A 14,505-nucleotide genomic window follows, 5' to 3' on the forward strand; every position below is an offset into this window, starting at 1 on the left:
CCCGATGAACGCCAGCTCAGTCGATGCCCCGGGCATCCGCGTCAGCCTCGCCGAGCTGATCGAGATGCGCCATCGCGTGCGCGAAGTGCAGCTGTTTTCCACGCCGAGCCAGCGCAGCCCGCTGGTCGGCCTGCACCACTCCAAGCTGCGCGGCCGCGGCGTCGACTTCGACCAGGTGCGGGTCTACCAGGCCGGCGACGACGTGCGCACCATCGACTGGCGCGTCACCGCGCGCACCCAGGAGCCGCACACCAAGCTGTTCCACGAAGAACGCGAACGGCCGATCTTCATCATGGTCGAGCAGAGCCGGCGGCTGTTCTTCGGTTCCGGGCTGATGTTCAAGTCGGTGCTCGCCGCCCAGGCCGCGAGCCTGATCGGCTGGGCCGCCCTGGGCCACAACGACCGGGTCGGCGGCCTGGTGTTCGGCGACGACGACCACTACGAGATCAAGCCACGGCGCAGCAAACAGAGCCTGCTGCAACTGCTCAACCGCCTGGTGCGGGTCAACCAGTCGCTGCACAGCGAAACCGAACCCGAGCGCGACGCCCTCGGCACCGCCCTGCGCCGTGGCCGCGAAGTGCTGCGCCCGGGCAGCCTGGTGATCGTGATCTGCGACGAGCGCGCCCTGAGCGACGCCGCCGAGCAGCAACTGAGCCTGCTGTCGCGGCATTGCGACCTGCTGTTGATGCCGCTGTCCGACCCGCTGGACCACGCCCTGCCCGCCGCCGGCTTGCTGCGCTTTGCCGAGCGTGGCGCGCAGCTGGAGCTGGACACCCTCAACTACGAACTGCGCCAGGCCTATCGGGCGCAGGGCGAAGCGCGCATCGCCCGCTGGGAACTGCTGGCGCAGAAGCTGCGGGTGCTGCTGATGCCCCTGAGCACCCAGAGCGAAATGGTCGAGCAACTGCGCGAGTACCTGAACCCGCAACGCCCGGGGAAAACCCGATGAGCAGCCTCGACCAGTTGCAACCCTTGATCGCCCCGCCCGCCATCGGCCTGTGGCCGCCGGCGCCGGGCTGGTGGCTGTTGCTGGTGTTGCTGCCGTTGCTCGGTTTCGGACTGTGGCGGCTCAAGCGCTTCTGGCCACGCCAGCCCGCCCTGCCCCGCACCGAACAACCGCTGGACCCGGTGCGCCTGGCCGCCCTCGCCGAACTGGCGCTGCTGCCCAAGCCCTACGACGGCGCGCCCGCCGGTGCCTGGCTGCAACAGCTCAATGGCTTGCTCAAGCGCCTGTGCCGCAACCATTACCCCTACAGCCAGAGCCACACCCTCAACGGCCGCAAGTGGCTGGCGTTCCTCGACAACCGCTGCCCGGCGGCCGGCCTCACGCGCTGGATGGTCCTGGTGGAAGGCGCCTACAAGCCCGAGTGCAAGCTCGACGACAAGGCCATCGCCGGCCTGACCCAGGCGGTGGAAATCTGGATTCGCAAACATGTTTGAGTTCGCCTGGCCGTGGATCTTCGCCCTGCTGCCGCTGCCCTGGCTGCTGCGGGTGCTGCTGCCGGTGGCCGATAGCGGCGAACCGGCGCTCAAGGTCAGCTTCCTCAGCGACCTGGAAGGCCTGGCCAAGCGCCGCGCCCGGGCCAATCTGCCAACCTGGCGCCAACAGGCCCCCTTCATCCTGTTGTGGCTGTTGCTGCTGGTTGCCGCCGCCCGCCCGCAATGGCTGGGCGAGCCGCTGCCCGTGGCTGCCAGCGGCCGCGACCTGCTAGTGGCGGTGGATGTCTCCGGTTCCATGGACTTCCCCGACATGCAGTGGCAGGACGAAGACGTCAGCCGCCTGAACCTGGTCCAGCACCTGCTCGGCGACTTCCTGGAAAGCCGCGAAGGCGACCGCGTCGGGCTGATCCTGTTCGGCAGCAAGGCCTACCTGCAAGCGCCGCTGACCTTCGACCGACACACCGTGCGCGTGTGGCTGGACGAAGCGAAGATCGGCATCGCCGGCAAGAACACCGCCATCGGCGACGCCATCGGCCTGGCGCTCAAGCGCCTGCGCCAGCGGCCGGCGCAGAGCCGGGTGCTGATCCTGGTCACCGACGGCGCCAACAACGGCGGCGAAATCGACCCGCTGACCGCCGCCCGCCTGGCCGCCGAAGAAGGCGTGAAGGTCTACCCGATCGGCATCGGCGCCGACCCGGAGCAAAGCGCTACCCTGGGTTTCCTCGGCCTCAACCCGAGCCTGGACCTGGACGAACCGGCGCTCAAGGCCATCGCTGCTGCCACCGGCGGGCGCTACTTCCGCGCCCGTGACGGCCAGGAACTGCAAGCGATCAAGGACACCCTCGACCAACTGGAACCGGTGACCCAACAGCCGACCCAGGCCCGTTCGGCCCAGGCGCTGTACAGCTGGCCGCTGGCCGGGGCGCTGCTGCTGAGCATCCTGCTGGTGGTGCGCGAGCGCTGGCCGGACCATCCGCTGCACCGTTTCTTCACCCGCGAGCGTTTTCTGCAACCTTTGCCAGACTGGCGCGAACGGCTCAAACGCCTGCGCCTGCGGAGGCGTCGATGAGCGCGCCGTTCTGGGCCGAACTCTGGCCCCACTGGTTCCGCCCCTGGTGGCTGCTGCTGTTGCCGCTGCTCGGCTGGCTGCTGTGGCAGTTGTGGCACCGGCAGAAACGCGCCGGACGCTGGCAGATGATCCTGCCGCCGGCCTTTCACGCCGCCCTGCTCAGCGGCGGCAACGGCCGCGAAAGCAAGCTGCCGTGGGTCGCCCTCGGCCTGGCCTGGATCCTCGCCGTACTGGCCCTGCTCGGCCCCGGCTGGCAGCGGGTCGAACAAACCAGCCAGAAGCCGGCCGACCCGTTGGTGGTGCTGCTGGAGCTGACCCCGGAAATGCTCGCCGGCGACGTCCCGCCCAATCGCCTGGAGCAGGCCCGGCGCAAGCTGCTGGACCTGTTGCAGGTGCGCAGCGATGCGCAGACGGCAATCGTGGTCTATGCCGGCAGCGCCCACACCCTGGTGCCGCTGTCGGATGACCTGGCCACCAGCCACAACCTGCTGGAAGCCCTCAAGCCATCGATCATGCCCCAACCCGGGCACCGCGCCGACCTGGCGCTGCTCAAGGCCTTGAAGCTGCTGGACCAGGGCGCGCTGGGCCAGGGCCGGATCCTGCTGATCGGCTCGTCCCTCAGCGAGCAGGAACGCCAAGGCATCCGCCAGGCCCTCGGCGGCCAGGCGCCGCAACTGTTGATGCTGGGGGTCGGCAGCCGCCAGGGCTCGCCGGTGGCCCAGGAAGACGGCAGCTTTCTCAAGGACGAACAGGGGGCGATTCTGATGTCGCGCCTCGACAGCCCGAGCCTGAAGCGCTTTATCGGCGAGGTCGGCGGCCGTTATCGCCCGGCGCGCCTGGACGATAACGACCTGCGCGGCCTGGGCCTGCTCAGCGGCCCGCAGAACCTGCGCAGCGACGGCCAGACCCTGCGCCTGGACACCTGGGCCGACCAGGGTTACTGGCTGCTGCTGCCCTTGTTGCTGCTGGCCGCCTGCGCCGGGCGCCGCGGCTGGCTGTTCTGCCTGCCGCTGCTGCTGTTCACCGTGCCGCAGCCCAGCTACGCCTTCGAGTTCAACGACCTGTGGCTGCGCCCCGACCAGCAGGGCCAGCGCCTGCTGGAGCAGAAGCGGCCCGGCGAGGCGGCGCAGCATTTCGAGGACCCGCAGTGGCAAGGGGTGGCGCTGTACGAGGCCGGCAACTACGCCGCTGCCGCTCAGCGCTTTGCCGAAGGCAACGACGCCCGCGCCCACTACAATCGTGGCAACGCCCTGGCCAAGAGCGGCGAGCTGGAAGCCGCGCTGGATGCCTACGAGCAGGCCCTGGAGCTGCAACCGGAGCTTTCGGCCACGCAAAAGAACAAGGCCCTGGTCGAACGCCTGTTGCAGGAAACCGAGCCCGCACCCGCGGAAGAACCGGCCAAGGGCGAAAGCCAGGACAACGACGAAACCCATCAGCCGCCACAAGCCGGCGCGGCGACCCAGGCACCGGTCACCCCGGGTCAGCAGCCACCGGAGAACGGTCACCCCGCCAGCGCCGACGAGGCAACGGACGACGAGGTCGCCACCCCGGGCAACGATGCGATTCCCGGCAGCGAGCTGGGCGACGAACAGACCACCACGCCGCCGCTGCGCGATGCCCAGGACAATTTCGACGGCGAACACCGTCAGGCATTGGAACAATGGCTGCGGCAGATTCCGGACGATCCGGGCGAGCTGCTGCGCCGCAAGTTCTGGTACGAACAGCAACAACATCAGGATCAGGGAAAAATTCGATGACCCGCTTCACCACCCTCCTACTCACGCTGGTATTGACGCTCGGCGCCTTCGCGGTCCGGGCCGAGGGGCTGGTCGCCAGTGTCGACCGCAGCCGCGTGAACTCCGGGGAAACCGTCGAGCTGACCCTGGAATCCAACAATGTCACGCTGTTCGGCAAACCCGACCTGACGCCGCTGCAAGCGCAGTTCGAGGTCCAGGGCACGCGCCAGGTCAACCAGTTGACCAGCCTCAACGGCGAAAACCGCGCCATCACCCGCTGGATCATCACCCTGCTGCCCAAGACCACCGGCACCGTGGTGATCCCGGCCCTGCAACTGGGCGAAGTACAGAGCCAGCCGATCACCCTGCAAGTGCTGCAAAGCGCAAGCCGCAGCGACAGCGCGCCGCTGGAACCGGTGTTCATCGACGCCAGCCTCGACCAGGACAGCGTCTACGTGCAGGCCCAGGCGGTGCTGACCCTGCACATCTATCACTCGGTGTCGCTGTACGACGACAGCAGCCTGACGCCGTTGCAAATCGACGATGCCCGGGTCGAACAGCTCGGCGAGTCGCGCACCTATGAAAAGGTCATCAACGGCGTGCGCCACGGCGTGATCGAGATCCGCTACGCGATCTTTCCCCAGCACAGCGGCGTGCTGAACATTCCCGAGCTGATCTTCAGCGCCACCCTGGCCGATGCCGCGAACACCCAGGCCCCTGCGCCCCAGGGCCTGAAACCGGGCAAGCTGGTGCACGTGAGCTCGGCGCAGATGCCGTTGACGGTCAAGGCCAAGCCGGTCGAATACCCGGCCGACGCGCCCTGGCTGCCGGCCCGCAGCCTGAGCCTGAGCGAAAGCTGGAACCCCGAGCCGGATCACAGCCAGGTCGGCGACTCGCTGACCCGCAGCCTGACCCTCAAGGCCGAAGGCCTGTCCAGCTCGCAGCTGCCACCCTTGCCGGTGACCGAGGCCAATGGCCTGCGCAGCTACCCGGACCAGCCGCAACTGAGCAATCAGGTCAGCGACCGCGGGCTGATCGGCAGCCGCGAAGACAGCCAGGCCCTGGTGCCGAACCGCAGCGGCAGCATCGACCTGCCGGCGCTGGAAGTGGTCTGGTGGAACACCCATGAGGACCACCTGGAACGCAGCAGCCTGCCGGCGCGCACCCTGCAAGTGGCGAACAACCCGAGCCTGGTGGTGGACACCCCGGCTGGTGCGGCAACGGCTGGTGCCGGTGGCGACAGCGGCACCCTGTGGGCCTGGAAACTCAGCACCCTGCTCCTCGCCTGCACCACCCTGCTCGGCTTCGGCCTCTGGTGGCGGGCGCGCTGGCAACCGGCGATCCTGCGCGCCGCGCAGACCGGCCCCAGCCCGCGCACCCTGCTCGACGACCTCAAGCGCGCCTGCCTGGCCAACGACCCGCAGGCCACCCGCCAGGCCCTGGACGCCTGGGCCCGCCAGCAACCGGAAACCCTGGCCGACATGGCCGCGCGCTTCGTGCCCCTGTCCGACGCCCTGGACGGCCTCAACGGCGCGCTCTACAGCGAAACCGGCCACTACTGGCAAGGTGAAGAACTGTGGCGCGCAATCCGCGCCATCCCGATCGCCGAACACGTACAGACCCCGCTGGCCGACACCAGCAGCCTGCCACCGCTCTATCCGAAATAACCGAGGAAACCGCACAGCCTTGCGCTGCGGTTTCTGCACCCCATTTCAGAATTCTCCCATTCCTCAGCACGGGCCGAGAGTGAGCTAATCCCCACTCTCCCCCGCCGAGGCAGGCCACGAATTTTGATCATCACCTCCAGCGCCCGATTTCTGCTCGTCACCCATTTGAGTGGCGGCACCCTCCAGCCAACCACTCACCTGCGAGAGCAGCTGAACTCGATTCTCGATCATGAACTGAAGGCTGATTGCCAGTTGTTGTTCTGCAATGCCGAGCAGACTGAGTTGGGATGGCTTATTCGGTCCAACCAGCCTTACCGTGTGCTTGATGACTGCTTGTCCCGGCTGGCCTTAGCCGACTGCCTGGCACTGCGCACTACCGGATTGCGCCTGGAGCGCTTCGAACTGTTTGAGCAATACGAAAAGCGTGGGCTGGGAGCCAATCTGCTTGAACGGATGTATCTGCTACTACTGGCGCGTATTTGAGCGAGTTTGTGTGGTATTGGGTAACTCCTAGAATCTAACTATCGACATCCAATTTATCGTGCCCATTAAAAATCTTCGTCATCTGGACTACTAAAATGCGGATCTCGACCGAGTAGAGCCCCCCGAAAACGGCGGACTGATGAAGCTAGCCATTCATTTTCAGGAAAACCTTCGTCTCTAAGGAGTCTTCGAGTCATTCCTAGTACCGCATCCGCATCAAATATTTGATCAAGAGTGCTTAGATCAACAATCACGTTAGGAGGACTCAACAGAGCGGCGATTGTAGAGATTGCACTCATGCTATCTAGCTGTGCAGTCAGAGATTGCCTAAGTGCATCATCCCAGAAGTTGCTGTTGAGTATGCAAAAAATCGCTTCAGTATCCGGAAGCTTACGAATCGCAACCCCTGACTTTACAGAATTATAATAACGAGGGAGCTCCAAATCTCGAAGTTTAATGGTCTCTTCAAGGTCAAAAATCACCTCACCATGATTTTGCTTACGATATGGTGTCAACCCGTGGGCAAAGAGGTGTTTTCTGAGTATCCAGGGAACGATGAGCAGATCTCCATTCGCTATCAACGACTGTACAATAGCTTTGACCCGCACTTTGGCGTCTGGTGTAGACGGTGCAAAGTTCCAAAGTATTGCGCCGGCATCATCGACGACGTTGCCTGTATTTTCCTCACCTAAAATCCAATCGTGTTCACGGACCAATAAGTGTGAAATTGCAATCCAAAAAACCTGATCTCCAGAGCTTGATAAAACTGGCAAAATATCGCCGACACGATCGATAACCTGATCAAGCCGCCCAGAACTTTTCAGCACTCTCAACGCACTTAGTGCTTTGTCAACGCTTTGAAGCGACCATACTCTTTCAATATCAGTTCTGGACATCATGCCAGGTGGATTACCTAAGTAGAGCAGCCTAATAAGGTTTCTGCGTTTCGTAATCCTATCACCGTTTTCCACCCCTATAGAAACCGCTCGATCGTCACCGAAGCGAGGAAATAACAACCTAAGCATATCTGCGTAGCTTTCATCTATGGTGCCCAGCACATCGTGTAGCGTTTCAACGGCATCCTTATTAGCCGCCCTCCACTGTTGCTGTCTGAGCATTTCTGAAACACCTGGATCATCCACAAGCCTCTGAATGCGGTCTGCAATAAGCTGACGAATACTTGGTGCTTTGGTGACTAACCAGCTGTATGCAAGGACATCATATGGACAGATTTCGCCATGGACGATTTCCTCCAACACTGAATACGCACCAATCAATCGCTTTATTTCTCGTGGTGTACGCACTAAGCGAAGTAACTGTTCATAGATTGCAGTCTGATGCGGACGATCTGCTGGTGGCAACTCAACTCGGTTATATTTCATAGAGTTGAGTAGGAGTGCCCTTGCGTCGCCTTCGAATAGAGGCCTCAGAGGGATTGGAAACTGGATGATTTTTTCTAGATAGCCTTCTCCTGTTTTACGCCGCTCCTCAGGACTGCTGCCTTTTCCCAACGCTTGAGTTACGCGATCCGGATCGTAGGCTACTAAGTAGGAGATCCCCTTGATATCCCCTACTGCTTTGACGAGTTGTGCGACCGCACGCACCTCCTCATCCTCAACTCGATCCAATTCATCAATCAGCACAACAACAGCGACGTTGGCTTCCGCAAGCTTGCACTCAAGGGACTTGCGTTCTTGTACCGCAGTCAGGTCTTTGGGTTTGATCAACATACTAACGGCTTTTACTAGCCACTTTTTCCAGAATACCGTGGCGGCTCCATTCCCAATTAGAACATCGATGACCGCTGCACTCGTCGCTCCGACAAACTTTATCGATGCCTTATAACGCTCAAGATATCCCCGCAGGCTTCGAACTTTCTCACTTGAGCTTTGGCCGAGAGCTTCTCGCAAACTGTTGAAGTACGCCTGTACTAGCTCATCACGCCCCTTAAATAACCATGGATTTAAAGTTGCCACAACAACATGCTCCATGACTTTAAGCTCTTCACCAAGCAAATTAAGGACACTCGATTTCCCTAGTCCCCATTCGCCCGTTAGACCAACAACAAATCCAGTCGCCTTGCGTGACGAGACAGTACTATCTTCGTTGTGTTCGGTGTGGACAAGCGTTTTTACAAGACTCGCAATGAACGGGCCTCGTTCTAAAGCGTCGGCTTCGGAGCTCTCAATTGCCCGGTCTTGTCTTGCTAGAAAGCTAATATTTTCCACGCCCAAAATCATCTTCCCTTTACCAACGGTTCAATTTTTAGATGCTGTATGGTGTCGACAAAAATTGTAGGCGAAATCTTTAATAATCCCCACATCCATGTGAATCGCCCTTGATAGGTAGGTGCTCGATGGCCTTTTCTAACCGATAGTTGCCCCTGGCGAATGACTACCTCGAGTCAAAAGCAGCCTCTTCTACAGCTTCCATCTACACATCCAATCAAGCCCCACACCCGATTTACCATTAAACTCTCCTCCCTCACGCCGCTCTCCTCCTCCCTGCGGCTCACCTGATTGTTTGCGGAGTTTGCCTTGCGTCTGTTTCACACCTCCGACTGGCACCTGGGGCAGAACCTCCATGGCCAGGAACGCGACTTCGAGCACGCCTGCTTTCTTGAATGGCTGTTGCGCCAGCTGGCGCTGCACAGCCCTGACGTACTGCTGATCGCCGGCGATATCTTCGACACGGTCAATCCGCCGGTCAAAGCCCAGGAGCGGCTGTACGACTTTATCGTCAGCGCCCATGAACAGCAGCCCGGCCTGACCATTGTGATGATTGCCGGCAATCATGACTCCGGTTCGCGCATCGAGTTGCCGGCGCCCTTGATGCGGCGTCTGCGCACCCATGCCCTGGGCCGGGTGCTGTGGCTGGACGACGGGCAGCTGGACAGCGAGCGTCTGCTGCTGCCGTTGCCCGATGCCAGCGGCGCGATTGCCGGTTGGTGCCTGGCGCTGCCGTTCCTGCGGCCGGCGGAGGTCACGGGCGCGCACCTGGGTGACGATTACCTGCGGGGTATCGGCCAGGTGCATGAATGGCTGATCGCCGCGGCCAATGCCAAGCGTCAGCCGGGCCAGGCGCTGGTCGCAATCAGTCATGCACATATGGCCGGCGGTTCGATATCGGAAGACTCCGAGCGCAGCCTGATCATCGGCAATGCCGAGGCCCTGCCCGCCAGCCTGTTCGGCCCGAGCATCAGCTACGTGGCCCTGGGGCATCTGCACAAGCCGCAGAAGGTCAACGGCGAGGAGCGCATTCGCTACAGCGGCTCGCCGATCCCGCTGTCGTTCTCGGAGATCGGCTACCAGCACCAGATCCTCGATATCCAGCTCGACGGCGAAACCCTGGTCAGCGTCGAGCCGCGGCTGATCCCGCGGGCGGTCAACCTGCAACGCCTGGGCCCGGCGCCACTGGCGGAGATCCTGCTGCAACTGGAAGAACTGCCGGACATCGACCTGTTGGCCGAAGAGCAGCGCCAGCCCTGGCTGGAAGTACGGGTGCGCCTGGACGAACCGCAACCAGACCTGCGCCAGCAAGTGGAAAGCGCCCTGCAGGGCAAGGCCGTGCGCCTGGTGCGGATTGCCGCCGAATACGCCGGCAATGGTGGCCGCGAGGGCGACGACGGCGCCGCGCAACTGGTGGAGCTGGACCAGCTCAGCCCGCAGGACCTGTTCAGCCGCGCCTGGCTGGACAGCTACGGCAGCGAGGTGGATGAACAGACCCTCAAGGACTTCGCGCAACTGCTCCAGGAAGTGCAGCACGAGGAGGAGCAGCCATGAAGATTCTTGCCATCCGCCTGAAGAACCTGGCCTCCCTGGCCGGCCCCTTTGAAATCGACTTCAGCGCCGAGCCCCTGGCCAGCGCCGGGCTGTTCGCCATTACCGGGCCCACCGGCGCCGGCAAGAGCACCCTGCTCGACGCCTTGTGCCTGGCGCTGTTCGGCGCGGTGCCGCGGCTGAACAATATCGGCCGCGAGACCAAGGTGCCGGAGGTGGACAGCGAGATGCTCACCAGCGACCCGCGCACCCTGCTGCGGCGTGGCACCGGCAGCGGTTACGCCGAGGTCGACTTCGTCGGCATCGACGGCCATCGCTACCGCGCCCGCTGGGAAACCAACCGCGCCCGGGACAAGGCCAACGGCAAACTGCAGGCCAGCAAGCAGAGCCTGCACGACCTGGACAGCAATCAACTGCTGGCCAGCCAGAAGCGCGACTACGAGCAGTTGATCGAAGCCAAGCTGGGGCTCAACTTCGAGCAGTTCACCCGCGCGGTGATGCTGGCCCAGAGCGAGTTCAGCGCCTTTCTCAAGGCCGACGACAAGGAACGCAGCGAGCTGCTGGAAAAGCTCACCAACACCTCGATCTACAGCCAGCTCGGGCGGCGCGCCTACAGCAAGAGCAAGGAAGCCGAGGAACAGCACAAAACCCTCAAGGCCCAGGCCAGTGGCATCACCCCGCTGGAGCCAGAGGCCCGCGCCGAGCTGGACCAGCGTTTCGACGCCGCCCAGCAACAGCTCAAGGGCCAGCAGGCGCAACTCAAACAGCTGGAGCTGCAACACGGCTGGCTCAAGGAACTGCAGCAGTTGCAGGACCAGCAGCGGAGCGCCGCCGAGCAACTGCAACAAGCGCAAGCGACCTGGGAAGGCCTGGGCAGCGAGCGGACCAGGCTGACCCGCCTGGAGCAGCTGGCACCGCAGCGTCATCAGTTCGCCCGGCAGGTAGAACTGAACCAGCTACTGATGCCACTGCGCGAACAGATCCGGCAACAGCGCCAGCAACAAGGCGCAGAGCAGCAACGCCAGGGCGAACTGGAGCAACAACTGGGCACGGCCCAGGCCGCGTTACTCGCCGCCCAGGAACAGCAAAGCGCCGGCGCCCCGCTGCTGCGCGAGGCCTTTGCCGAGCAAAGCACCCTCGCCCACCTGGGCAAGACCTGCGGCGAAGCCGGCGAGCTCAAGGACAAACTGCAACAGGCCAGCGAGCAAGGCCAGCAGGCGATCCAGGCCATGCTCGAACAGCAGCGGCTGGTGGGCGAACGCCTGCAGCGGATTGCCGAGCAGCTGGAACACAGCACCCATCTGGCGCCGCTGAGCGATGCCTGGAATGCCTACCGCGATCGCCTGCAACAGCTGATGCTGGCTGGCAACCGGCTGAACAAGGGCCAGGAAGAGCTGCCCGGCCTGCAACAACGGGCCGCCAGCGCGGCGCAGCAACTGGCCGCGCAACGCGATGAGCTGCAAGTGCTGTACAGCGAGGCCGGCGCCCAGCCCCATGCGGTGGCCGAACAGTTGCAGATTCTCAGCGACCTGCTGCAGGACAACCGCAAGCAACAGCGCGCGTTCGAAGAACTGGCGCGGCTGTGGGCCAGCCAGCAGGAGCTGGACAAGCGCGGCGCGGAACTGGCGGACAAGCAGCAGACCGCGGCGCGCCAGCGCGAAGAGCTGAACCGGATCGGCCTGCAGAGCAAGGCTGAACTGACGGTCGCCGAACAAACCCTGACGGTGACCCAGCAACTGCTGGAACGCCAGCGCCTGGCGCGCAGCGCCAGTGTCGAGGAGCTGCGCGAACAGTTGCAGGACGACCAGCCCTGCCCGGTCTGCGGCAGCCACGAGCACCCCTACCATCAGCCCGAGGCGCTGTTGCAGAGCCTGGGTCGCCACGACGAAAGCGAAGAAGCCAACGCGCGCAAGGCGGTGGACGAACTCAAGGAAAAGCTCGCCGAACTGCGCAGCCAGGTCGGCGGCCTGATCGCCCAGCAAAAGGAATTCCTCCAGCAACAGGAGCAACTGGCAAGCCAGCAGCAGGCCCTGGCGCCGAGTATCGAAGCCCATCCGCTGTCGGCGGCGCTGCTCGACCAGGACGCCGGCAAGCGCGACGCCTGGCTGAACCAGCAACTGAGCCAGCTGAACCAAAGCATCCAGCAGGACGAACAGCGCCAAGGCGCCCTGCTGAAACTGCAAAAGGATGCCGGGCGCCTGCAACAGCAACTGCAAGCGGCGGTCGAGGCCAGCCAGGAAGCCACGCAACACCTGACCCAGCAGCAACAGCAGCTGGGCGCGGATCGCCAGCGCCTGGAGGAAGAACTGTCGGCCTTCGCCACCCTGCTGCCGGCCGATACCCTCGAAGCCCTGCGCAGCGACCCGGCCGCGACCTTTATGCAGATCGACCAGCAGGTGATGCAGCGCCTGGAACAGCTCGACCAGCAGAAGGAAGAACAACAGGAGCAGCAACAGCGCCAGCTGGCCCTGGACAAGGAACAGGACCGCCAGCAGAGCCGGGTGCAGCAACTGCAAGCCGCGCAGGAGCAATTCAAAACCCTGGCCGAACAGCAGCAGGCCGCCCGCAACAAGCTCGCGCAATTGCTGGGCGAACACGCCAGTGCCGAGCAGTGGCAGCAACATCTGGAACAGGCCGTGGAACAGGCGCGCGCCGCCGACGTGCAGGCCAACCAGCAGTTGCAGGAAGTTCGTAGCCTGCTGGTGCAGCTGGGCGCGGAACTGCAAGGCAAGGAGGAACGCCTGCTGGCCCTGGAAGCCGAACAGCAGGCGCTGGGCAGCAAGATCGCCGACTGGCGCCAGCAGCACCCGGAACTGGACGACGGCGGCCTGGAACAGCTGCTCAGCCTCGACGACCAGCAGGTCACTGCGTTGCGCCAACAACTGCAAGCGAGCGAAAAGGCAGTGGAACAGGCCAAGGTCCTGGTCACCGAACGCGAGCAACGCCTGCACAGCCATCAGGCCCAGCACGACGGCCAGCTCGACGCCGAACAACTGGCCAGCGCCCTGAGCGAACTGCACAGCCAGCTGGCCGCCAGCGAACAGCTGAGCGCCGAACTGCGCGCCCAGCAGACCGAGGACCAGCGCCGGCAAGACGCCAACCAGGCGCTGGGCGAGCAGATCGCCCAGGCCTACGCCGAATGGCAACGCTGGGCGCGGCTCAATGCCTTGATCGGCTCGGCCAGCGGCGACACCTTCCGCAAGATCGCCCAGGCCTACAACCTCGATCTGCTGGTGCATCACGCCAACGCGCAACTGCGCCAGCTGGTGCGGCGCTATCGCCTCAAGCGCGGCGGCAGCATGCTCGGCCTGCTGGTAATGGACACGGAAATGGGCGATGAACTGCGCTCGGTGCATTCGCTGTCCGGCGGCGAGACCTTCCTGGTGTCCCTGGCGCTGGCCCTGGGCCTGGCGTCCATGGCCTCCAGCACGCTGAAGATCGAGTCGCTGTTTATCGACGAAGGCTTCGGCAGCCTCGATCCGGAGTCCCTGCAACTGGCGATGGACGCCCTCGACGGCTTGCAGGCCCAGGGCCGCAAGGTGGCGGTGATTTCCCATGTGCAGGAAATGCACGAGCGGATTCCGGTGCAGATCCAGGTACGGCGCCAAGGCAATGGCCTGAGCACCCTGGAGGTGAAATGAATACTTTGTATTCGTTCCGCCGCTGCCCCTACGCCATGCGCGCCCGCCTCGCGCTGCGCTACAGCGGAGTGCCGCTGGAGATAGTCGAGGTCAACCTCAAGGCCAAGCCGGCCGAGATGCTGGCGCTGTCGCCCAAGGGCACGGTGCCGGTGCTCAACGCTGACGGACGGGTGATCGACGAAAGCCTGGACATCATGCGCTGGGCCCTGGCCCAGCACGATCCGCAGGATTGGCTGCTGAAGGACGATGGGCCGGCGCAGCAACGGATCGAGGCGCTGATCGCGGAAAACGACCAGATGTTCAAGCTGCACCTCAATCGCTACAAATACGCCGAGCGTTATCCCGAGCAGCCGATGGAGCATTACCGCGGCCAGGGAGAAGTATTTCTACGGCAGTTGGATGAGCTGTTGAGCCAGTGCGATTACCTGCTGGCGGATCACCCGAGCCTGGCGGACATGGCCCTGGCGCCTTTCGTGCGGCAGTTCGCCCATGTCGATCGCGAGTGGTTTGCGCAGGCGCCTTACCGGAATCTGCAGCGCTGGTTGCAGCGATTCCTGGAGTCGGAGCTGTTTGTCGCAGTCATGGCCAAGGCCTGAGCCTGACACCTGTTATGTAGGAGCGAAGCTTGCTCGCGATAAATCCGCAACGATAACGCGATGCGATGGATGGAGCGCTGCTGCGCAGCGATCG

Annotated in this window: 10 protein-coding genes; 9 read left to right on the plus strand and 1 reads right to left on the minus strand. The window is 63.4% G+C overall.

The window, feature by feature from the left end:
- Nucleotides 1-4 precede the first annotated feature (4 nt).
- The 6 genes from NRG23_RS05280 (at nucleotide 5) to NRG23_RS05305 (ending at nucleotide 6,395) form a co-directional block, all read left to right on the plus strand.
- On the plus strand, nucleotides 5-949 hold the full coding sequence (locus tag NRG23_RS05280) for a DUF58 domain-containing protein (protein ID WP_009048744.1): 945 nt from the start codon (nucleotides 5-7) through the stop codon (nucleotides 947-949).
- Nucleotides 946-1,440, plus strand: a complete 495-nt coding sequence (locus NRG23_RS05285; RefSeq protein WP_009048743.1) for a DUF4381 domain-containing protein — start codon at nucleotides 946-948, stop codon at nucleotides 1,438-1,440. Before NRG23_RS05280 ends, NRG23_RS05285 begins: the two co-directional genes overlap by 4 nt.
- Complete coding sequence (locus NRG23_RS05290; RefSeq protein WP_257373897.1) at nucleotides 1,433-2,509, plus strand: VWA domain-containing protein; 1,077 nt, start codon at nucleotides 1,433-1,435, stop codon at nucleotides 2,507-2,509. The genes NRG23_RS05285 and NRG23_RS05290 overlap by 8 nt, the downstream gene beginning before the upstream one ends.
- Nucleotides 2,506-4,266, plus strand: coding sequence for a VWA domain-containing protein (locus NRG23_RS05295; protein WP_257373898.1), 1,761 nt, complete (start codon nucleotides 2,506-2,508; stop codon nucleotides 4,264-4,266). Before NRG23_RS05290 ends, NRG23_RS05295 begins: the two co-directional genes overlap by 4 nt.
- The gene (locus NRG23_RS05300; protein ID WP_257373899.1) at nucleotides 4,263-5,912 is read left to right on the plus strand and encodes a BatD family protein; all 1,650 of its coding nucleotides are present in this window, start codon (nucleotides 4,263-4,265) and stop codon (nucleotides 5,910-5,912) included. The genes NRG23_RS05295 and NRG23_RS05300 overlap by 4 nt, the downstream gene beginning before the upstream one ends.
- A gap of 123 nt (nucleotides 5,913-6,035) precedes the next feature.
- The gene (locus tag NRG23_RS05305; RefSeq protein ID WP_257373901.1) at nucleotides 6,036-6,395 is read left to right on the plus strand and encodes a hypothetical protein; all 360 of its coding nucleotides are present in this window, start codon (nucleotides 6,036-6,038) and stop codon (nucleotides 6,393-6,395) included.
- Nucleotides 6,396-6,460: 65 nt separating this feature from the next.
- On the opposite strand, the gene NRG23_RS05310 is transcribed toward NRG23_RS05305, so the two are convergent.
- Nucleotides 6,461-8,623, minus strand: a complete 2,163-nt coding sequence (locus tag NRG23_RS05310) for a KAP family NTPase (RefSeq protein ID WP_257373902.1) — start codon at nucleotides 8,621-8,623, stop codon at nucleotides 6,461-6,463.
- A 309-nt stretch (nucleotides 8,624-8,932) separates the two neighbouring features.
- On the opposite strand from NRG23_RS05310, the gene NRG23_RS05315 reads away from it, so the two are divergent.
- The 3 genes from NRG23_RS05315 to NRG23_RS05325 are packed head-to-tail and all read left to right on the plus strand — an operon-like array spanning nucleotide 8,933 to nucleotide 14,411.
- Nucleotides 8,933-10,177 carry an exonuclease SbcCD subunit D C-terminal domain-containing protein gene (locus tag NRG23_RS05315; RefSeq protein WP_053268914.1) on the plus strand — a complete coding sequence of 415 codons (1,245 nt, stop codon included), beginning with the start codon at nucleotides 8,933-8,935 and terminating at the stop codon, nucleotides 10,175-10,177.
- Nucleotides 10,174-13,815, plus strand: coding sequence for an AAA family ATPase (locus NRG23_RS05320; protein WP_257373903.1), 3,642 nt, complete (start codon nucleotides 10,174-10,176; stop codon nucleotides 13,813-13,815). Before NRG23_RS05315 ends, NRG23_RS05320 begins: the two co-directional genes overlap by 4 nt.
- Nucleotides 13,812-14,411: a glutathione S-transferase gene (locus tag NRG23_RS05325; RefSeq protein ID WP_257373904.1), complete on the plus strand. Its 600-nt coding sequence runs from the start codon at nucleotides 13,812-13,814 to the stop codon at nucleotides 14,409-14,411. The genes NRG23_RS05320 and NRG23_RS05325 overlap by 4 nt, the downstream gene beginning before the upstream one ends.
- The last annotated feature ends 94 nt before the right edge of the window (nucleotides 14,412-14,505 follow it).

This window comes from Pseudomonas sp. T8 (genome assembly GCF_024610635.1).
Taxonomy (GTDB): Bacteria; Pseudomonadota; Gammaproteobacteria; order Pseudomonadales; family Pseudomonadaceae; genus Aquipseudomonas; species Aquipseudomonas chlororaphis_I.

Coding starts and splice junctions, on each gene's coding strand:
- NRG23_RS05280 (WP_009048744.1), top strand. CDS start 5: ATGAACGCCAGCTCAGTCGATGCCCCGGGCATCCGCGTCAGCCTCGCC.
- NRG23_RS05285 (WP_009048743.1), top strand. CDS start 946: ATGAGCAGCCTCGACCAGTTGCAACCCTTGATCGCCCCGCCCGCCATC.
- NRG23_RS05290 (WP_257373897.1), top strand. CDS start 1,433: ATGTTTGAGTTCGCCTGGCCGTGGATCTTCGCCCTGCTGCCGCTGCCC.
- NRG23_RS05295 (WP_257373898.1), top strand. CDS start 2,506: ATGAGCGCGCCGTTCTGGGCCGAACTCTGGCCCCACTGGTTCCGCCCC.
- NRG23_RS05300 (WP_257373899.1), top strand. CDS start 4,263: ATGACCCGCTTCACCACCCTCCTACTCACGCTGGTATTGACGCTCGGC.
- NRG23_RS05320 (WP_257373903.1), top strand. CDS start 10,174: ATGAAGATTCTTGCCATCCGCCTGAAGAACCTGGCCTCCCTGGCCGGC.
- NRG23_RS05325 (WP_257373904.1), top strand. CDS start 13,812: ATGAATACTTTGTATTCGTTCCGCCGCTGCCCCTACGCCATGCGCGCC.